This window comes from Paenibacillus sp. CECT 9249 (genome assembly GCF_918697855.1).
Lineage (GTDB): Bacteria > Bacillota > Bacilli > Paenibacillales > Paenibacillaceae > MSJ-34.
In genome coordinates this window covers 1-21699 of record NZ_CAKKLI010000059.1, presented here as the reverse complement: position 1 = coordinate 21699, position 21699 = coordinate 1, and the positions used below count along the sequence as shown (strand labels likewise).

Genomic DNA, 21699 nt, shown 5'->3' with positions numbered 1-21699 from the left:
ACTAATCATGTAACGCCTAATTAACAATTCAATTCCTCCAAGTGTAGTCATTTACAGCTATCTTTTCAGGAAAATAAAAAGTCTGGATATAAGGATATTTAAAAAAACAAAAAAAACATTGGTCCATAAAATATCCTGCAAATTAATCTTATTTTCATAAATTAAATCAAATACTATTGAACCCTCTTCGTGCAGCCCATTTACCTTCAAACCCGAATTTTTGCTTTTTGTTCGATCGATCCAAATAGTCACTGCATTTAGACTATCGGTGTTATATGACTTTATGTTTAAAATCAACTTTCTATTTTTAGAATTTGTTATTGGGTCAAATTTAATATTAAAAAAGTCGTTATCTGTTATCTCTTCATTATTTATATTTATTTTTCTTATAATTTCTTTTGTTTCCCCGTCTAAAAGTTGAATTATAGTCTCTCCGTTATTCAAACGGTTAAATGTAGAGAAGAACAAATTTAACTGCGATAAATCGTTTTGATCACTAATGAATGATTGTTCAATAAGAACATCAGGGGTTATCTCTCCTATATTTTCACTCAATTCTGTCCCCATTTTAGCAACTTCATATTCGTTGTTCTTATCAGTATTAGCTTTAAAGAAAATAATACTATTTACTAATATTACTGTCACCAAAATGATTATTGCCAAACTCCATTTTCTATTCATCACAGATTTTCCTTTATTATTTTTAGTAACTATTGTATTGCCCACTGATGTTTACATCTAAAGAAACCCTCGGAAATAGGCATTCCATTTTTATTCTTTTTATCAACAACTTCAAATTCACTTACATAATCATTCCTATCATATGGATACATTACCATTTCATCAGATATATGGACTGAAAGATAATACTTCCCATTCAAAAAATCATTTTCTGGTATTGTCAAAATAATATTTTTTACTGGCCTTGATAACTCAATATCATCTCTTACTGTGTTAAATAAGGTTACAATCTCACCATGAGCATTATAAACAATTAATCCCACTCCATAATTTTTATAATCCTCTCTAAAGCCCAACTCTATCCCTATATTTATATCTTCTCCAGTAGTATAAACCTGTTTATCAAGAGAAATGTTTTTTAAAAAGATTTTATTTTTATATTTAGTGCCGATATCAATTTTATTTAATGAAAGCTTGGCAACTCCATCATCCTTGTTTTCGATATAAGTTTTATATTTATCACAAATTTCGTCGGCTTTTCCCTGTGCAATTAATATACCTTTCTCAATCCAAATTGCTCGATCACAAAAATTCCTTATTGCAGGAAGACTATGACTTACAAAAAGGATTGTTGTTCCTTTTTGAACCATGTCCTTCATCTTTTCATAACATTTTTCTTGAAAATACATATCACCAACTGATAAGGCTTCGTCAACAATCAAAATATCAGGTTGAACATTTATTGAGACTGCAAATGCCAATCGAGCAAACATCCCGCTCGAATACGTTTTAACGGGTTGATAAACAAAATCACCGATATCAGCAAAATCCATAATTTCTTGTAATTTACTATCTATTTCTTCTTTAGAAAAACCCATCATCGTCCCGTTTAAATATATATTTTCTATACCTGTAAATTCGGGATTAAATCCAGCTCCTAATTCCAATAATGCTGATATTTTTCCATGAACCTTAATATTTCCCTCTGATGGACTTAGTAGTCCTGTAATTATTTTTAGTATGGTTGATTTTCCTGAACCATTTGTACCAATAATGCCCACAATTTCACCTTTGTAAATTTTAAAGGAAACATCATTTAGAGCAGTAAATTCTTTATGAAATATTTTTTTTGAAGGGTGAATAACCTCTTTAATGCGATCTACTGGCTTCGAATATAATTTGTAAGTCTTACTTACATTCATTACTTCAATCGAAAACTCATTCATAAGTGTGATCTCCATTTATAAAATATCTGAAAAATGTGGTTTTAGTCGTTTAAACAAAATTATACCTAACAAAAAAATGATAACTGAGACAATCCAATAATATATGGTTAAAAACGGTTTCTCCCAGAACCAAACATTGTTTATCAACGAATCTCTATAACCTTCGACGATATAATACATTGGATTTAATATTATAATTTTTTTAATGTTTTCGTTAAACATTTCGGGATTCCACATAATTGGGGTTAGCCATACCCCAAATTGTAATGCAATAATGATCAAGGGATTTAGATCCTTAAAAAAAACAATTAAAGATCCGGTTATGTAAGATAACCCCAAGACTAAAAAGAACATACAACCTAAATAATAAGCTATTTGTAGATTATAAATATTGGGTTGGAACCCGTACAAAAAAGAAACATACATAATAAAAACCAAGAAAAACAAATGAACAAATAATGTAGAAACGACACGAATTATCGGTAAAATACTTATCTTAAAAACTATTTTTTTTACTAAATAACTGTATTCCATTAAACTATTTGTTGCATTAATTAAAGCTTCTGAGAAAAAAAACCAGGGTATTAGTCCACACATTAGCCATAGTAAGTATGGTACATCATTTAAGGGGGCAACTCTAAAGCCTATGTCAAAGACGAACCAATACACCAAAATTGTTATAATTGGCTGAACAAACCCCCAAACAATCCCAAATTGAGAGCCAGCATATTTAGTCCAAAAGTCATTTTTTGCCAATTTGAGAATAAGTTCTTTGGAATGATATATTCCTTTAAAAGCAGATACGATATTTAACATTATAAACATTCCTTAATATAATTTTTTTCTATATTCCACTTCTAATGTCTACAATATTTTATCAAACAATGGAATGTAATACTAGTTAATGACTTTCTATCTTTGATTGATTAAAATGATAGATATAACTATTAAACAAATATAAGGTTACCATTTTTGGTAGCCTACCTAAATAGTAGATAGATACCAAAAATATTTCAAATCCCCGGGTTTAAAATACTGTTTTAAATTTTTAGAAACAACAAGGAGGAGAGAGAAATGAAAAATATAAAAAACCTATTTAAGAAAAATAACAAATTCAAATCATTGGAGTATCTTGTTGAAAAGTGCGATTTTTGTGGTGGAAATAAATTTGTTTTATGAGCCTTTTGCATAATTTCGTTTTGAAGCCAGCTTCATAGGGAGTCCTCAACTAGCAGCAGTTAATTCCTGGCTTTAACGTTTAAAAATGTGTAATTGGAGTTTATTGGTCATAAAAATGGGCAGACCTGCAGAATTTTCGGGAAACGCTCGTTTTTAAGCGACCGCTTTTGCCAAGCGAGATGCGGCTACTGCAGATGCAAGCAGAACGATGGCGTTCAGATACAGGTGAGTTGTTACTTTCTCGATCCCGCGCACATGCAAGGCATCTGCTGTCAAAGAGCATTTCAGTCGCGCATTGCAGCGCTCAACGCTCGTTCGCTCATTGTAAAGTGCTTTCCAGCGTTTGGTATCCCGATGTGGATGGCAATACCGCCGGAGGTCTTCCCTGACGTCCACTTTCACGACCATGCCATAATTCGAGGACGAGCAAGCGGCCATGCCAAGCGGACAGTCGACTTTGCCGGTTGCGTGCGGACAGCGAAACTTCAGTATGTCCCCGTCCGCTCCCCAGTACGTCATGGCATAGCCCATGGAACAGCATGGCGTCCCGTTGGACCGCATGCCGGCAGGCGGTTCCTTCTCGCGCCTGAGGTTGAGCGGAATGATGGCTTGAGCCTTGACGTTTCGCGCGGCCTCGTAAACCTTCAACTGATCATAGCCTGCGTCCAGCATGAAAAACCTCGGAGCGGTTCTGGATGCGGCTTGTTCCATCAGGCCCGGCGCCTTTTCTCCGTCATTGACATGCGCAGGCGTGACTTCCAGCACAAGCGGCAATTCGCTTTTCGTATCGACCGCCAGATGGAGTTTGTACCCAAACCAGGTGATCTTGTTGCCGAACGAATCGAGTTTCACTCCCCAATTGGCATTGCCGGTCTGTTCGCTTTTTCGCTTGGGTTGCTTTCTCTCGTAAGCACGGATGGCGGTGCTGTCAATTGCCACGTGGCTGCCGTCCAGAACACCTTCTAGCCTGAGGTGGGCAACCAGATCCTCAAACAGCCGCTTGGCCAGTTCCTTTTTCGTGACGTCGGCAAACACACGGCTGAGTGTGGAGATGGATGGAGCTTCCCGATCAAGCGAAAGTCCGCACTGATAGCGGAACCGAAGGTCCGTGCTCAACCGATGATGCAAAGCCGTTAAGGTAGCGATTCCTTCAAGAGGGGCGGCCAGAAGCGCACGTAAAATGCCCTGTCTGCAATGTCCGTCGGCGCCTCGGGGTGAACGGCTTCTTAATTCCTTGGCATAGGGTCTGAGATCCAGTGAGCTAAAGAAGATTGGCAATCGCTCTTTTGACTGCATTTTTAGCAATTCCTCGAAGGAAAACAAGCTTTCTTGGAGAATATACATCGTGACTTCACTCCTTAAGTTTTCTTGTTTGGTCACTTGAAAACTTCTCCAAGTTGGGGTGAAGTCCCTTTTTTATGTCCGAAAATCCTTACAAATCAAGGCCTTGGATTATTGCAAAACGCTCTTATTTAAAACTAAATACGCAGAAGAATGGGAGCCGGTTAAAAAATATTATAAAGAATCAAATATACTAGAAGATGATTTTTTGAGAATTCCCGATACTTTTACCCTTGTAAAGTGTAATGAATGCAACCTCGTCTTCGTAAATCCTCGATTAAATGACGAGATTGTAAACAGATTTTATGAAGAATATCTTAGTGGGAAGTATGCTGATTATATCCACATGTATGATTCTAATTTTCGTGAAATATTATTTAAAGATAATTTGAAATTAATCTCTGAAAAATTAAGCATGCGATCAGGAATGATTTTAGACATTGGATGTGCGACAGGGAGATTGCTTAAAGTAGCAAAAGAATTCGGATGGATAACTTACGGTATAGAGGTTTCAGAGACTGCTGCATTGGAAGCTATGCAATACGGAGACATCTTTATTGGTGATGTATTAAATGGTTTATGTAATTATAAAAATGGAAAATTTGACGCTATTACAATGATCGATTCTTTAGAACATGTAAAATCGCCAATGCAAACAATTAAACTTACTTACGACAAATTAAAGTCGGGAGGAATAATTTATATTGAGGTGCCAAATGTCGAATCTGGTTTAGATGAAATGACAAGGCATTTCCACTTATTTTCCTTTGCAACTCTCAAACAAATGTTAGTGAAAGCTGGATTTCATAATATTGAAGAAGTATTCGGGCTAAATAATAAATATAATCCAATTGACAATGAACAACATGGTAGATTTATAAGAGTTATTGCACATAAACTTTAATCTTATTAAATTTCCCTCCCCCTCCCTTTTATGATAAAATAAAGTCGAATTTTATCAACTGAAGGAGATTTCCAATGGTAGAGAAGAAGACGATGCCGGGGGAGAAGTTTACGGCTTGGCAGTGGGGCCTGATCGGGTCGGTGGTGCTGTTTTTGTTTTGGGCGCCGTTTCAGGTTGGGTTGTTTAACGGGAATACGATTAATTACGAGAGTCCGATTTATACCGCGGTATGCTGGATGAGTATTACGCTTGTCGTGCTGGCGGGCTATTTTTTTAAGATTTGGAGATTGGAAGAGCAGAAAGACTGGCTCAGTTTGCTAGTGCTCGGCCTGCCTCTTACTTATTTCATCTCGCTAAGCACTGCGGGCTCGTCCTATTATGCGATGAATATGGTTTACATACAATTCGTCTACGTGGCCTTGTTCTTGTTTGGCGCATACGTGTTGAAGCACCGGGCGGCGAACCGCATCATTCAATCGGTCGTGCTTATTACCGGCTATTTGGTCGTATGGTACGGGATGATCGCCTGGTTCGGGCATGCGAAGCTTACGGGCTCGCTCGTTTCCTGGTTGGTGCAAGGGTTCCCGTACGGGCCGATTCTGACGGACGGCAGCTATAATCAGACGATTTGGGTACAGGCCATTGGCCACCGGTTGTCTTCGGTATTCCAATATCCGAATACGTATGCCGGACTGCTGATCGCCTTGATGTTCTGCGCGGTGTTCATGCTTGTGAAGTCGCAGAAATGGTATGTGAAGGCACTGAACGCCTTCATGCTCGTCCCGATCATCATTTCGTTTTTCCTGACGTTGTCGCGGGGAGCGATTGTGCTTGTGCCTATTGCTTTTCTCTTTTTCATGTTTTTCCAAAAGCCTTACAGGCAAATCTTATGGGTGGTGCATCTCGGGATCGCGTTTGTCATTTCGCTTGCGTTCCTTGGCAATCTCACGGATACCGGACTGAAGCTGCAGGAGCAATTCTCGTCGTCGCTCGCGGCCAAAGGGTGGTTGACGCTGCTCGGCGTCTCCTTGTTATATACGGTCGTTGCCGTGCTAATCGAACGCTTTATCGCACCTTGGCTTGAGAAGAAGCTGGAAGGCTTCACCCAGAAAAAATGGTCGCACTTTGCGTTGCCTGTTGCTGCGATTATTATAGGCGGAATTGCGGCGTATGTGTTCATCTTTACGAGCGCCAAAAATATTTTCCCGGAATCGATCAAATCCCGGCTTGAGAGCATTAATTTCCAACAACATAGCGCTCTGGAGCGCGTAACGTTCTATAAGGACGCCATGAAGCTGCTGGGCGATTATCCTGCATTTGGCGCGGGTGGCGGCGCTTGGGCCGCATTATACGAAAAATACCAGCACAACCCTTACACGAGCCGTCAGGCGCATAACTTTGCGATGCAGTATTTGGCCGAGACGGGGATTGTCGGTTTTCTCATTCTAGTGGCATTCCTTGCGTTGATTTTGTACTTCTTTATCCGGAGCTATATCCGCAGCAACGACGAGCAACGCAATAGCGGTTTTCTATATTTCATGATCGCGGTTGCGCTATTTGCGCACAGTATGCTCGATTTCGATCTCAGCTACGTTTATTTGTCCGGTCTGGTTTTCCTTTGTCTCGGAGGCATGATCGCAAATACAAGCACACCGGAGATCAAGAAGCTGAATCATCCGTCGATGCAGTATATTTATCCGAGCGTCGTCGGCGTTCTCGCTGTGGTGATGGTGTTTGTATCGTTCAACTCGTTAACGGCCAACGCTTCTTATAAAACGGCGAACCGAGTCTTGGACGAGACGAAAAACTATAATGAAACGGTGGTGCATTTGGATAAAGCGTTAAGCAAACGTCCGACGCATCCAGAATATGCAAAAATGAAAATCACCTTGCTGCGATCGGCGTTTCAACAAACGCAGGACGAAGGTTTTTACAATGAGGGCCAACAGCTTTTGGACAAGGTGCTGAAAAAAGAAGCGCATAACCGCATCTTGATCGAGTTGCAAATTCTCCAGTACGAGATGAAGGGAATGTACGACGAGGCGTTGCAATTCGCTAGAGCGCAGTTGGCGGACCGGCTGTGGGATACGGGCCTGAATCCTGACGATCCGAAGAACATTACGCTTTATGAACGAATCATGATGTGGGATCACGATCTTGGTGAAAAAGCGCGTACGGAACAGGACAGCCAGAACATGAACGCTTATTGGGACGATGCGCTCGCCGTATATGGCAAACTTCAAGAGCAGATGAAGATCCTCGAATCGCTGCCGGAAGAACAGAACCAAGGACGCGCCTTCGGCGTGACGCCGAAAATGGCGCTCGCCATCGGGCAGATCCACTTCAAACGCGGGGATTACGCCGCCGCATCGGAGACGTTGAAGCTAGGGATCACGCAAGATTATAACAACGAGGAAAATCGCATCGTCATTCGTTGGTACCTGGCATCGCTGCTGAAACAAAACACGAACGACCAAGCGTTGCATGATGCCTTAATCAGCGCAGATCCGAACGAGCAGCAAATGATTGACGAATTGGTAAATACGAATTTTGCATTATAGATAGGAAAATCCCACCCATGCCTCGTACAAGCGAAGTTGGGTGGGATATTATTTTGGAACAAAAGTGCCTTATTTGCGAACACATATACCTTACAGTCCGCATACAAGGGCTAATCCATGTTCATAAGGAACGGAAATACCCTATTCGCGAATTTGAATTCGTTAATAGGGTATCTTTGTTCTATATTCAAATCCGAAACAAATCCGAAGACAAATACCGCTCCCCGTAATCCGGGGCGATACAAAGCACGCGGCTGTCCGGGGGCAGCTTGCGGGCGATTTGCACCGCGAAGAAGGCCGACGCCGCCGAGGAAGCACCGACGAGAATTCCTTCCTGCGCTGCGAGCTGTCGCGCCATGTGCTGCGCATCGTCGTCCCGAATATGCAATATTTCGTCGTACACCGCTCGATTCAGAATTTTCGGCACGAAGCCGGGGCCTGTCCCCGGGATTTTATGCGGTCCCGGCTCGCCGCCCGCGAGTACCGGAGAACCGGCAGGCTCGACGACGTAGATGCTCAAACCCGGAATGCTCCGCTTCAGTTCCTCGCCTGTACCGGTCACCGTGCCGCCCGTTCCGGCGGTAAGTATCAGCGCGTCCAGCTTCCCTTCGAACGCCTCGTATATTTCCGTCGCCGTCGTATGGCGGTGCGCGTCGGAATTGGCCGGGTTCTCGAATTGCATCGGAATAAAGCTTCCCTCGATCGTCTCCGCAAGCTCCTGCGCCTTCTCGATCGCGCCTCTCATCCCTTTCGAGGAAGGAGTTAGATGCACTCTAGCTCCGTACGCTCTCATGACCAGAACGCGCTCTTTGGTCGCATTCTCGGGCATCGTAATGATGCAAGGATACCCTTTCGCAGCGCAAACCATGGCAAGCCCGATTCCCGTATTGCCGGAGGTAGGCTCGATGATCGTGGACTTGCCCGGCACGATTCTGCCTTCTTCCTCCGCTCTGGCGATCATATTGTAAGCCGCCCGGTCTTTCACGCTTTTGCCCGGATTGAAGTATTCCAATTTCATATATACCGACGCGCCCGCGCCGTCCGCGACGCGGTTCAGCCTCACAATCGGCGTGTCGCCGATCAGTTCCGTTACCGAAGATACTACTTTCGCCATGCTTGTCACTTCCATCTAGTATTTGTTACGCTTCAAGCCCTAACAGGCTCATAATTTTTTGCCGGTTCGCCGCGAAATATTCGCTGTTCCTGTTTCGAGGTCTCGGTTGATCCAGCCGGATCGTCTCTACGACTTGTCCCGGCCTCGCGCTCATTACAAATATTTTATCGGCCAAATAGAGCGCCTCGTCGATATCATGCGTAATGAGCAGCATCGTTTTGCCCGAGCCGGCCCAGATGTTCAGCAGTTCATTTTGCATCGTCAACCGGGTTAACGCATCGAGCGCTCCGTACGGCTCATCCAACAAAAGCACATCCGGGTCCATCACCAACGCTCTGGCAATCGCCGCCCGCTGCTTCATGCCGCCGGACAGCTGCGCCGGATAATACTTGTTAAATCCCGCCAAGTTCACTTTATCCAAAACAGCGTTCACCCGTTCGATCCGCTCCGCTTTGGAGACGCCGGCCAATTCGAGTCCCAGGCCTACATTGTCTTCCACCGTCGACCACGGATACAAGGCATGCTCCTGAAAAATAAACATCCGTTCCGGCGAAGGCCCTTGAATCGCCTTCCCGCCTGCGAGAGCTTCCCCTTGCGACGGAAATTCCAGTCCGGCAAACATGCGCAGCGCCGTACTTTTGCCGCAGCCGGAGGGGCCAACGATCGCCGCAAACTCTCCTTGTTCAATTGTAATATCGATATCGCTTAACACCTGCAGCGATCCGAAATTTTTGCTGATATTGCGGAGTTCGAGTCTTTGCATTACTGATCCCCTCCTCCCTTGATGTATCGCCAATGGAGAAGCTTGCGTTTCAACATTTCCAGGACAAAATGGTCCAGGAACGTGGCGATGGCGCCAATAATGATAATATACATAATAACGCCGGTCATATCCGCCACCTCGCCGGAAAAACTGATGGCGAAGCCCAATCCGACGGCAGCGCTCCCTACCATTTCCCCGGCGATCAACGAACGCCAAGCGTTGCCGAAAGCGACCTGCGCACCGGTAATGAAGGCGGGCAGCGTTTCGGGCAAATATACTTTTCTAAGCAATTGCCCCTTTTTCGCGCCTAATACTTTGGCCACTTCCAGATGCGTCGGATTGACGCCTTCCGTGGCATTCATAACGGACAACGCCATCGGAAAAAAGCTCGCAATGATAATAATCGCAATAATCGGGACATTGCCGAATCCGTACAAAATAATTAAGAACGGGAGCCAAGTGATCGGAGGAATCGACTGCAAAATCCCGATCAAGCTGCGCAAATATACCGCAAAGCTGCGGGACAAGCCCGCAAGCAAGCCGAACAGCCCTCCAAGGAAGCAGGCGATCGGAAACCCGATCCCAAGCCGATACAAGCTTGACCCCAACGACTTCCAGAAATCCGGCGTCGCCAATTCGCGCCCAAGCCGGGCAAACACCTCAGGCACCGACGGAATGACGATCGGCGTCCGGAAATTCCCGAGCTGCAGCAGCAGCAGCAATGATATGACGGCAATTAGAAAAGGCCATACTTGACTCCAAGTTTTACTGAGTGATTTTTTCATAAGACGTTCATCCCAACTCTATCTATGGTTGTACTTGTTCCTGCCAGGAAAGATCCAGCGCGTCCTTAATGTCCAGCTTCTCTTCCAGACTTCCTTGCTCCAGCATCATTTCCGATATTTCCTGCATACGGGCAATGTCTTGCTCCGTAATCGCCCAGTTAAACGTTTGCGATTCGATCGCGGATTGAATCACTTGCTCGGCCGGGATCGTCGTTCCATCCAACTTTTTGAGCTCATCCTCTTGAATAAATTCCTTCGTAATATAGCTCGCCGCTTTGGCCGGATCGTTCTGGAGCATATCGATCGCCTCTTTCTGCGCGTCCAACATCCGGTCTACCGCGTCGCGATTGTTGTTGACGATATCGCCGGAAGCGATCACGACCATGCAAGGGAAAGGCCATTGTTCGCCGATTTCATAAATTTCCTTCACCGGGTACATTAACTTCGCGATCGAACTATACGGCTCGAATACGAACGCACTGTCCACTTTGCCTGCCGCCAACGATTGAATCGCTACAGCCGGAGAAACGTATTGCATTTGCGCATCTTGTCTCTTAAACCCCGCCTCTTTCAAGACAACGCCGTTTAAAACGACATCCGCGGTGCTGCCTTGTTTTTGGGACGCGATGCTTTTCCCTTTCAACTGATCCAACGACTCGATGCCGCTATCGCCGTGAACGAGCATGCTATGATACCCCATTTGCGCGCCGCCGACGATTTTCAGATCGGAGCCTTTGGAAATCCAGGACAGCGCATTGGTAAAGCCGAGTACGCCCGCATCCAATTGACCTCCGACAATGGCCTTAATCATATCCGTACCGCTCGAAAAAAGCTTCATATCCACGTCAAGCCCATGCTTTTTGTAAATCTCCGCTTTATAAGCCAAAATCGTTTGCGCGTCATCCATGACGCTCAAATAACCTAAACGCAGTTTGTGTGTCGGCTGCTCGCCTGCGCCTTGCGCGTTGTTGTTATTGGAACCGCCGCATGCCGCAAGACTGGCGATCAACAATAAAGAGATGACGGCGGCGATCGCTTTTTTGCTTGTTGAAAACATAAACAAACCCCTCCCAAGTCCAGCTATACCTATAATTCCTATATAACAAGTATGATTAATTAAGTTTATAAAATTACCGCGCAAAGGTCAACCACATTTTGAAATGGGGTTACCTAATGGCGGACATAAAGGCTAGATAGCCGAATACGACGAATAGCAGCGAGGCGCATAAACTGATTGAGATACGAGCCCGTTTCCGGAAGCCAAAAGGGATCATGCCTAAACATAAAACGGAGGCAGCCGCCAAAACGACGACAAGCGGATCGAAAGCCAATGTCAGTTGAATATCGGGGGTCACGACGCCGTCATACCACGGCAGAAACCAGCGGGACGGCGGAGTGTAGCGAAGCGTTTGGCCCACATCCAGCGGAAGTACTTGGCGGCTCAACACGGCTGTAACGGCAAACGCACCCAACGCGACTACGCTTTCGGCTTTAAACCATCCTCGCGGATCCAAGTCCGGCATATCGGCTATTTTCCGGCGCAGCACCAACCCGTCGACCAACGCGAATACGAGCAAAGGCATGACAACCAATTGCTTGATCAGCAGCGCCTGTCCGTAATCGAGCGTCTTAGCGGCAAGCCAATCGTTCGATGAAGCGTTCGCCAGCACTGCTCCCGTTGCCGCAACGACGATGAAACATCCTGCTGCAAGCGGGAAGAACCAATCCAGAAAAGAGCGCCACGAGGATCGTGCCCGCGTAAACCACCCGGCGAGAAACAAGAAGCCAAGCCAGACGGAAACGGCTAACAAATGCAAAGATCGAACGGCTGCTTCGACAAACGTAAGACTCGCCGAATGCGCGTAGCTCGCGACCGCCGTGAAGACAATGAACCCGAGCGATGAGATGAGCATCGTCACATGGCGGGTACGAGGGGACATGAACGCATCCGCGCCGTACCAGATCGCGCCGCACACAAGAAGGCCAAGCCATCCTTTTCCTTGCATGGTCCCGTAGAGGACCTGGATAAAAGCGTTGACATACGATAGATCAAACTGTCCGGCAACTTGCGCCGTTAGATCGAAAAGTGAAAAACAAGCGAAAACGATGACCCCGCCGACAACCGATTGCTCCAGCCCCCGCGGAATTCGCAAGTCCGGCAAACGCCCGGAAAGGATGAATCGCGCGACGGTCAAAGATACGGCTAACGCCAAACAGATATATAATGCGCTCAGTATCAAGACCACGATCATAGTAAAACTCGCTTTCTTCGTTTCGTTTTGGTATGAGCATAACACAATTCCGAGTAAATAAATAGACATTATGAGATATGTGTAGTATGATAATTCATATTTAGTGAGGATCGAAAGAGGGAATTCGAATGGAAACCGCGATCTCGAAACCGGTACCTATCGCCATGAAACGTTTAATATTCGGGTTGGCCTTCCTCTTGCTGTGCGTCGGCGGTTTAGGATACGGCTATTGGAAAGGGTACCCTACCCTGCAACTGTCCGGCTCGGTCTCGCCCGAGCAGCTATATTATAAGCAGATGGCATACGCCGTCAATGAAATGCATAATCAAGTCATAGCCTTTGACGATCTTAAGGCCCGGGGTGAGTTAGCTCCAGCCGACTTGGAAAAGGGGAGGACCTACGTCGCTTCTTTGATGGCGGCATTGACTTCCGCTCCGGAGGAATTGTCGGCGGCGCAATATATATTGGAACAATTGCATCAATCCTACCTGCAATATATGGACGAAGCCGAGATCGGCTCCTCGCGGCTGAGCGCGTCTCTGGAACTCGCCGAAACCAATTATGCCAAGTTCCGGCAAAACGCCGAGCTGCTAAGCATTCTTCTCGCTTATAACGGCATTGATACGCTTTGTCACTAGCGGTGGCTTGTTAAGCTTTGGGGGGCCTGACCGATCGGGATAGTGTAGATCGTGTATATCATACCGATTGATTGGGGATGCGAGGATAGCGGGAATGAGCGCTGCGATGGGATTAGGTGGAGGATCCATCAATTGCGGTGGGCCGCGGACCGTGCGTCCGTTATTTTGCTAAAAACGGGCTTTCATACCACTGGCATTGCATCAAAAGGCTTACGGATTCGATCTCATAATGAGTGATTGGCCGGCAACTGACCGTGGCGAATTCGAATTCCTGCAACAAGAGTCAACTTCATAATCCGCCACCGTTGAAGTAACTGGCTTTATTGCACATATAGAAAGGGTTGCCTCTGCATTTCGAAGGCGATCCGCGCGGCGCTCCTTATTTGGCGCTAACGAAACTGGCCATCCTTATTGGGCTCAAAATGAGGACGTTCCCAATCTAACGAAAGTACGTATCGGTATTCATTGGAAATCGGCGCTTTTATCGCCTTTTTCCCCTCATTAGCGTGTTTCAGTTTCGTTACACGAGCAACGAGGTGATTTACAGGCTATTAGCGTGTTTACGTTTCATTAGCCCGCTCCTTGGGTCGTCAGCCGCGCAGCGGTATGATGAAATTTCCCCAAATAAACGATCCTGTGTCCGCCATTCCTTGCGAAACGAGGAAAATACGGCAAATAACGGACGCAGTGTCCGTCGATTCGCTTCAAAGCTGCAAAACCGCCGGGGTTCCCTCCGGCGGTTTCGTTATGTTCGGATCATGCACGCTGTTCGCGCACGATATTTTCCATAAAGGCCAGCAACTCGTCTTTCAGTTCTCCCCGCTGCATGGCATATTCGATCGTCGTCTTGATGAAGCCGAGCTTCTCCCCTACATCGTAGCGGCGTCCGTAGAAATCGTACGCGAGCACGCGCTCCTGGTCGTTCAAGCGGGCGATCGCGTCGGTTAATTGAATTTCCCCGCCCGTGCCTACTTCTTGCTCGTCTAATATATTAAAAATTGCCGGCGTTAATATGTATCTGCCCATAATAGCCAAATTCGACGGCGCCCGGCTCGGGTCCGGCTTCTCTACCAGGACATTCGCCCGGTACAGCCGTTCCTCGATCGGTTCGGCGTCGACAATTCCATAACGAGATACTTCCTCATGCGGGACAGGTTGTACGCCGACAACGGAAGACTCGTATCGTTCGTATATATCTATCATTTGCTTCAAACAAGGAACGCCGGCTTGCACGATATCGTCGCCGAGCAGCACGGCAAACGGTTCATTGCCGATAAATTTGCGCGCACACCAAACCGCGTGCCCGAGACCTTTGGGTTCTTTTTGCCGGATGTAATGGATGTCGGCCATTTTGGACGATTTCTGCACCTCGTTCAGCAGATCCATCTTCCCTTTTTCAAGCAATGTGTACTCCAGTTCGAAGGAGTTGTCGAAATGGTCTTCGATCGCTCTTTTCCCTTTCCCGGTAACGATAATGATATCCTCGATTCCCGAGGCTACGGCCTCCTCCACGATGTATTGGATCGTGGGCTTGTCGACGATCGGCAGCATTTCTTTCGGCATCGCCTTGGTCGCCGGCAAAAATCTCGTTCCCAATCCCGCCGCAGGGATAATCGCTTTCCGAATTCTCACAGGGTCGCCTCCAGTTTCTTATTCATTCAACTTTACCTATTATACAGCATAGAGCTTGGGAAAAGAAACACTAGCCAAGTATGGAACGGCCTTTGCTTGGTTTTTCTCGAGCGCCACGGCCACGGCATATTCGTGGATATGGAACGGATATACCTTAATAGAGCACTGAATGACCTTGCCTAGTCCCAACACACTGCCATTTCGCAATAAGATGGAACGAACATACCTTATTTGCGAACCGAAATTCGTAAATAAGGTACATCCGTTCCTTTTGACCGGAGAAAATAGAGGAACGCCCCAAAAACAGCGAATTTTGCGACGCTAATTGGGAACTCCCGTGTACTATGTTAAGCAATTGCGCAGCGACAGCCGGCATTGTCCGTCGTCGCTGCACATACAACTCCAATCGTCATGCAGAACCAGAGCTTGCATGCATGCCCTTCAAACGCTCTTTATTTCACCAACTGCCCGCGCGTCACGCCGAGCTGGTTCGTCGCTTTCAGCGTCCGCCATACTTGAGTGCCGCTGATCTCGCCGCGGAGCGCCCGGGTATAGAGGTCGATGACCTCGTGCACCTTATCCGGCGTTTCCTCGAGAAACTCGACGCGGTACGAGGAGACGCCCAGATCGAGGAAATGGCGCAAGTACTCGGCGCCGGATTGCTCAATCGCGTTGTAGACGGTGTTGCGGCAGCCCTCGTCGACGCGAACCGGATGCGACATGCCGATCCGGTCCTGCAAGGAGACGCGATGCTCCTCGCACGGGCGGCCGCAGTTGGTGTAATCCGTTCCTTCGCTTAGGAACGTGCAGTATACGCAATGCTCCGTATGGAACATCGGCAGATGCTGATGGATGACGATTTCGAGCCTCTCCGTGTCGCTGCGACGGAGCAGGTCGATCATTTGCTGGATGTTCAAGTCATAAGACGGGGTGACCCGTTCCAGGCCGGTATCCAGAAATAGATCGACCGTCTTGTGATTCGCCGCATTGAGCGAGAAATCGCCGATCAACTGCGGGAAGGGCGCGGCGTTGCCGCCCGCTTCCCATTCGGCCCGGGCGCGCATGTAGTAATACAATGCGCCCGTATTGCGAACGAGCACGGCATCAGGCTGCAATCTCAGGATGTTCTTATGGTAGCCGTTCTCGTTCGGCATATGAATGCGCGGCGTGGCAAGCGCAATCGCCTTGCCCGCTGCGCGCGCAGTTTCCAGCGCAGCCGGAAACTGCTTGATGAACTCGAAATCGGCATAGATCATGCCGATTTCGGTTTCCGCCGCCGCACGCACCTGCTCGAGCGTGCGGCACAGCGCGGCCAGCCGCGGCTGCCCGGCGGCGGCCGCCGCCGGCCGCGCCGCGTCCCCGTGCGCCGGCTTCGCATCGGCGTACACATCCACCGCCCGTTTCACGTACACGGGCGGCAACGCGCGCTCGCCTCCGAGCAGCTCCACCGCGCGGCGGCGGAGCGCGTTCAGCTCGCGCATCGGCACGATCACGTCTCCGTGCAGCTGCACGTCGAGCCGTTCCAACTGGAACAATGTGCCGCCCAAGCGGCCGAATTGTTCCTCCAGCAGCGCCGCATCCATCGGCCGTTTCAACGCCGCCTCGAGCGGCAGCTCCGACTCCGCTTGCACCGTCACGCCCTTCCGCACGTCCGTCCACCACGTCCGCAGCGGCTCGCCCGCGCGGCCTTCGACGCGCACATGCACCGGGAAGACGCGGTACGGCGCTTCCGTCTCGTACGTTTGCCGCAGCCGCTTATCGAGCGCCGGATCGCTCGTTTTCCAGATGCGGTCGCCGACATGCACCCGCTGCAGCTTCACGTCGTTGCGGCCCGGCACGATGTCTACGATCCAGCCTTCCTGCGCCTCGCCTTCCACCTTCACGCCTTTGCGGCGCACGTCGTAGACGCGGCCTCCTTCTTCCTTCTTCGTCGGATCGCCCGCATCGAACACAATGCCGTCGCCCCGCTTCAAAGGAGCCTCCAGCCTGCATACGACCCCGTCGCGCAGCACTTGCTCCACCCGTCCGAGATAGACGCCCCGGCTTTTCGGGAACGTGCCTTCCACCAATTGCTTATTGTTCGTCCCTTTCAGGAATCCGTACGTGAATCCGCGCGAGAAGCTTTGCTCCAGCTCCCGCATTTCCTCGCGCGACGGCGCCGACAAATCGCCCGCAAAATATTTATCGATCGCCTTCCGATACTTGCTCACGACATTCGCCACATATTCCGGGCTTTTCAACCGGCCCTCGATTTTGAACGACGTCACTCCCGCCTCGATCAGCTCCGGCACCAGTTCAACCGCCGCCAAATCTTTCGGCGACAGCAAATACGCCACATCGCCCATCGGCTTCTGCTGCCCGTCCACCATTAAATCGTACGGCAGCCGGCACGCCTGCGCGCATTCGCCGCGGTTGGCCGAACGGCCGCCCCACATTTCCGACGTCAGGCATTGGCCCGAATACGATACGCACAGCGCTCCGTGCACGAACACCTCCATCGGCAGCTTCGCTTGCTCTCCGATCGTCTTGATTTGCTTGAGATTGTTTTCCCGGCCGAGCACGACGCGTTCCAAGTCGAACGCTTTCGTAAATTCCACCGCTTCCGGCGACGTAATCGTCATCTGCGTCGACCCGTGAATCGGGAAATCGGGGGAAATTTCGCGAATCATTTTCACAAGACCTAAATCCTGCACGATCACGGCGTCCACCCCCGCGTCGATGCAGGCGTCGATCAACACCTTCGCGTCCGGCAATTCCTCCTCGAACACCAAAATATTAAACGTCAAAAACCCTTTTACACCATAGCTATGCAAAAACGACATAATCTCGGGCAGCTCGTCCATCGTAAAATTGTTCGCTCGCGCCCGCGCATTAAACTTTTCCACGCCGAAAAAGATCGCATCCGCTCCATTAGCGACCGCCGCCCGCATGCAATCCCAATCGCCGGCCGGCGCCAGCAGCTCGATATCTTCCCGTTGTAAGGCCCTCTCGCCCATGTTCCGCAACTCCTTAACTTGCATTATTTTTCCGTAAACGACTCCACAACCGCACCGGACGCAACCTTCCCTCGCAACCGCGCGCCTGCACGTGGAACCCATCTATCGCATCAAACTCATCAATCGAATCGCTTCAATAAAAACAAACCTATTGTACCAAACGTTCCCTCCTATTATCTACTATAGACAAATAAAACCAGGATCATTTCAATTTGGAAGAGTTTACCCAAATCGTTGCCCATTTATTAAAAGTACGTTATGATGGATTTTCACATACATATTTATGCAGAAAGGATTGATAGGTTTGAAGAAAAGAAAGTCTATTACCCTCATCGCTGCAACGGGAGCTTTGCTGCTGGCGTTTTCCGCCGGAGCATCAGCCGCGTCGACATTGGAGCGCATTCAGGCGAACTTGAATCACGGCATTTCTTTTTTGCTGAACGGTGAGAAGTGGACGCCGACCGATGCGAACGGAAAGAAAGCGGTGCCGATCAGCTACCAGGGAACAACTTACGTTCCGTTAAGAGCGGTAGCGGAAGCGACGGGCGCTGAGGTCGGATTTGACGGCGCGACGCAGCAAATCTCCATCTCTACCGTATCGCAAGAACAAGGGCAGGAACAAACAGGCCAAGGGGAAAGAACTCCCTTCAATGAAAACAACGTTTCCCATCTGAAATGGGGTTACACTGCAAACGGAATTACAAGAAATAAGGAAGATTTATTGTTTGGAGAAACGCAATATCAAACCGCCTTCACCGTTAGCGGTGTGAACAGCGCAGGGCAAGGGGTCGCCTTCAAAGTGAAAAAAGGGACCAAGCAAATGGGCGTGCTCGTCGGATTTAAAGCTTCCGAAAGCGGCGGAACGGGAACGTATGTAATCGAAGACAAAGAGAAGCAATCTCTCGCAACGGGCAAAGTCGAAGACGGCAAAGTAGTCAGCAATGAATTGGTCTTGCCGGCGGGAACAACGGAACTATATGTTACTTTCACCGGTCCGGCCGGCGGAAAATCGACGGGATATATTATTTGGGACGAAAGCTGGTTGCAAAATTAATCGTAAGGCCGCTCTTGAATGGAGCGGCTTTTTTTTTGCTCGTAACGGATTAGGCAGATCGCGATCGGCTCATGCGCACGCTCCTCTTATTCTGCCACTGTAACATATCCAACAGAAACCGGACATTTTCCGATCAAAACGGCTCTCCATTGGAAAACATCCAGCGGATTCTCCCCTTTTATCAATTTTTGGCCCCATTTGCAGCGTTTCTGTTGGACCTTTTCCAATGAAGAAGCGTAAGAGTGGATTACAACGAACATAACATTGGACAAAATCCAATGGACATCCCGTTGAATGCAACCTGTATACACCTCAACAGCATCCCGACACAGTTTATCACATTATCGTCTCCAACCGTCCCTCCACTTACTCCACCCCCGGGCAAAGCTGAACAATGCGCGCCAAGCGGCAAGATTGTCACGTCTTCAAATGCAGTGTCAGATCATGCAGACCGCTGCCCCTCGTCACCAAAAAAAAGACATCCGAACGCCATCGTTCGAATGTCTTTACCGGCCCGCAGCCGGGCGCCGCTTTCCCTTATCCTTTGAACTGGAACGACTTCACGAACCCGCTCCATGCCTTCATATTGCTGTCCGTCCGGTTCGGCTCGTTGATGACGAGGGAAAGGATGTACGTTTTTTTGTTTTTCTCGAACATGACTTGCTCGAGGTAAATGTTGTAGCCTGCGCTCACGCCTTGCATCATGAACGTATGCGCCGGAACGCCGGCGACGGTCGTTTGGCCGAACTCGGCCTTCTTGACGTCGGGATCGTCCTTCAGCTCTTTCTCGTAAAAGTTTTTCAAGGTGGCCATACTGCGAGCGAGCGTTTCTTTCTCGTCGACCTGAATGCGGACTTGGCCCCCGAGGAAGGTGTAATCCACTGTCGGAGACTCGAGGCTGCCTGCTCTGTCGTCGCCGGACCAATACGCCGGAACCGCAACCGAATAGTTGTACGCTTTAGACGATTTTACGGCCGTTTTGCCGCGGTCGACATATTCGTCGGGATCGGAGATGACGCCGAAGTTGTCGTCGATATAATCGAAGTCGATCGCCACCGTTTTGAGCAGCGTTGCAAACTGGCTCGCTTCCTTGGCGCTCTCGTCTTTGGCGAACGAATATTCCAAATAATATTTGTAATCGCCCTTGACGAGAAATACTTCATGCTCCGTAATCCAGCCGTCGCCCAAATCGTATTCGAACGTTCGCAATACAGCGTCGTTCCCGGCCGCCTTCACCGATCCCGAATCGATGACTTTGCCGTAGTCGGGCGCGAAGGAGTCGCGGAATTCCCGCTCCGTGCGCTGCGCCCATTGCTCCGCCGTCAACCCTTTGTCCGCCGAGGAAACGACGATCCGGAAGCGCGTCAATCCGATGCCGAATTCCATATATTCCGTGTCGATCTGCCACTCCGCCGGTACGCTGAGCTTAATGCCGTAATCCTTGTTCTCCACCGGGCGGAAGCCGTTAAGGACGGTAGATACGTCCTTCATTGATTTATCGGCCGCGTCGAACGACGGTTGGAAGCTGTCGAGCAAATCGTAATGCTTCGCCAATTCCTTATAATTTTTCGCTTTGGCATCGCCGAAATAAACTTCGTAATACGTTCCCTCATGGTAATAAGCGCGCGTGACGCTGAAATGGCCGTCCGGCTCCTTGGCGATAACTTGCGCATACGGATAAGCCGTTTTGTCCGCCTTTCTTTTATCGATCAAAACGCCGTCCTCGTCTGCCAGACGATCCGTCAAATAGCCGAGCAATTCCTCGTTCGTCCATTCTTCATCGTTCGTCACCACAAAAATGTACAACAAGTATTCGCCTTTCGCGTCCGTGAAGGAAATATAATTTTCTTCCGGGGAGTAATAGTCTTGCACCAACCCGGCCGGATACTTCATCGACCAATTGTAGTAACTGTTGCCGATTTTCGTCTTGCCAAGATCGCTGTCGATACTCGGAGCCGCTCCGGCTTCCTCCGTTCCTGCACGCGGAGCGGACGCCTTGACCGCGATCCCTCCGTCATCGGTTGGCGCGAGCGTGGCGCCGAATGCGTCCACGACGGTGCGCAGCGGCACCATCAAGACGTCGGACTTCCATTTCGGCGCGGCGGCTAACGCGACCTGCTTGCCGTCCACAACCGCCGCCTTCTCCCCGATCGTAAACACGATCTTATGATTTCCGTATGTAAGATGAATCAATTTATTTTTCTCAAGGGTGAATTTGGCGCCGAACGCTTTCGTAATGACGCTGAGCGGCACCATCGCTGTCCCGTTGTCCGCGTAAGGCTTGGCGATGTCCACCGCCTGACCGTTAATCGACGCCGCGGAGCTGCCGACTTTGACGCGGAACTCGATCGAACCGCCTTCTTCTTCCGCCGCGAACGCAGTTGGCACGCAAAGTCCGAACGCGAATAGCATGACCGCAAACCATAATCCTGTTTTTTTCATGAAATAAACTCCTCGTATAGTATCTTTTGAAAGCTCTTATAGGTTAGTTTCCATCCCCTGAGGGGGATGGAAAACGGCCTCGAAATTTCCAGGCTCGTTCTTTGAAAATTTCATCTGGGACTGGACTTTCC

General features: G+C 48.5%; 16 protein-coding genes. 4 read left to right on the top strand and 12 right to left on the bottom strand.

What is annotated here, in order from left to right; translation table 11 throughout:
* Nucleotides 1–57: 57 nt before the first annotated feature.
* The 4 genes from LQ229_RS24300 to LQ229_RS24285 all read right to left on the bottom strand — a co-directional run bounded on the left by LQ229_RS24300 (nt 58) and on the right by LQ229_RS24285 (nt 4430).
* A complete protein-coding gene (locus tag LQ229_RS24300) occupies nt 58–681 on the bottom strand; it encodes a hypothetical protein (RefSeq protein ID WP_230193144.1) in 624 nt (207 codons plus the stop codon).
* A gap of 29 nt (nt 682–710) precedes the next feature.
* Nucleotides 711–1907 carry an ABC transporter ATP-binding protein gene (locus tag LQ229_RS24295; protein ID WP_230193143.1) on the bottom strand — a complete coding sequence of 399 codons (1197 nt, stop codon included), beginning with the start codon at nt 1905–1907 and terminating at the stop codon, nt 711–713.
* A 15-nt stretch (nt 1908–1922) separates the two neighbouring features.
* Nucleotides 1923–2723: an ABC transporter permease gene (locus tag LQ229_RS24290; RefSeq protein ID WP_230193142.1), complete on the bottom strand. Its 801-nt coding sequence runs from the start codon at nt 2721–2723 to the stop codon at nt 1923–1925.
* A gap of 516 nt (nt 2724–3239) precedes the next feature.
* Nucleotides 3240–4430, bottom strand: coding sequence for a transposase (locus tag LQ229_RS24285; RefSeq protein WP_213531731.1), 1191 nt, complete (start codon nt 4428–4430; stop codon nt 3240–3242).
* Between the two features lie 103 nt (nt 4431–4533).
* Between LQ229_RS24285 and LQ229_RS24280 the strand changes: the two genes are divergently transcribed.
* Nucleotides 4534–5331 carry a class I SAM-dependent methyltransferase gene (locus LQ229_RS24280; protein WP_230193141.1) on the top strand — a complete coding sequence of 266 codons (798 nt, stop codon included), beginning with the start codon at nt 4534–4536 and terminating at the stop codon, nt 5329–5331.
* A gap of 74 nt (nt 5332–5405) precedes the next feature.
* Nucleotides 5406–7892: an O-antigen ligase family protein gene (locus LQ229_RS24275; RefSeq protein ID WP_230193140.1), complete on the top strand. Its 2487-nt coding sequence runs from the start codon at nt 5406–5408 to the stop codon at nt 7890–7892.
* Nucleotides 7893–8079: 187 nt separating this feature from the next.
* On the opposite strand, the gene cysK is transcribed toward LQ229_RS24275, so the two are convergent.
* The 5 genes from cysK to LQ229_RS24250 all read right to left on the bottom strand — a co-directional run bounded on the left by cysK (nt 8080) and on the right by LQ229_RS24250 (nt 12806).
* Nucleotides 8080–9006, bottom strand: a complete 927-nt coding sequence (cysK, locus tag LQ229_RS24270; RefSeq protein ID WP_230193139.1) for a cysteine synthase A — start codon at nt 9004–9006, stop codon at nt 8080–8082.
* Nucleotides 9007–9031: 25 nt separating this feature from the next.
* Entirely contained in the window at nt 9032–9769 is a 738-nt protein-coding gene (locus tag LQ229_RS24265; protein WP_216540133.1) for an ABC transporter ATP-binding protein, read from the bottom strand.
* A complete protein-coding gene (locus tag LQ229_RS24260; protein ID WP_216540134.1) occupies nt 9769–10554 on the bottom strand; it encodes an ABC transporter permease subunit in 786 nt (261 codons plus the stop codon). Before LQ229_RS24260 ends, LQ229_RS24265 begins: the two co-directional genes overlap by 1 nt.
* Nucleotides 10555–10576: 22 nt before the next feature.
* Nucleotides 10577–11611, bottom strand: a complete 1035-nt coding sequence (locus LQ229_RS24255; RefSeq protein WP_230193138.1) for an ABC transporter substrate-binding protein — start codon at nt 11609–11611, stop codon at nt 10577–10579.
* Nucleotides 11612–11720: 109 nt separating this feature from the next.
* Nucleotides 11721–12806 (bottom strand): CopD family protein, encoded by a 1086-nt coding sequence (locus LQ229_RS24250; protein WP_230193137.1) that lies wholly within the window; start codon nt 12804–12806, stop codon nt 11721–11723.
* A 128-nt stretch (nt 12807–12934) separates the two neighbouring features.
* Between LQ229_RS24250 and LQ229_RS24245 the strand changes: the two genes are divergently transcribed.
* Entirely contained in the window at nt 12935–13444 is a 510-nt protein-coding gene (locus tag LQ229_RS24245) for a hypothetical protein (RefSeq protein WP_230193136.1), read from the top strand.
* Between the two features lie 756 nt (nt 13445–14200).
* Here LQ229_RS24245 and galU read toward each other — a convergent pair.
* A complete protein-coding gene (gene galU, locus LQ229_RS24240; protein WP_216540138.1) occupies nt 14201–15076 on the bottom strand; it encodes a UTP--glucose-1-phosphate uridylyltransferase GalU in 876 nt (291 codons plus the stop codon).
* 452 nt (nt 15077–15528) lie between these two features.
* Nucleotides 15529–18072 (bottom strand): U32 family peptidase, encoded by a 2544-nt coding sequence (locus LQ229_RS24235; protein ID WP_230193135.1) that lies wholly within the window; start codon nt 18070–18072, stop codon nt 15529–15531.
* A 304-nt stretch (nt 18073–18376) separates the two neighbouring features.
* Here LQ229_RS24235 and LQ229_RS24230 point away from each other — a divergent pair, with 304 nt between their 5' ends.
* Nucleotides 18377–19126, top strand: a complete 750-nt coding sequence (locus tag LQ229_RS24230) for a stalk domain-containing protein (RefSeq protein WP_230193134.1) — start codon at nt 18377–18379, stop codon at nt 19124–19126.
* A gap of 537 nt (nt 19127–19663) precedes the next feature.
* Here the strand turns inward: LQ229_RS24230 and LQ229_RS24225 are convergent.
* Nucleotides 19664–21568 (bottom strand): stalk domain-containing protein, encoded by a 1905-nt coding sequence (locus LQ229_RS24225; protein WP_230193133.1) that lies wholly within the window; start codon nt 21566–21568, stop codon nt 19664–19666.
* Nucleotides 21569–21699 lie beyond the last annotated feature (131 nt).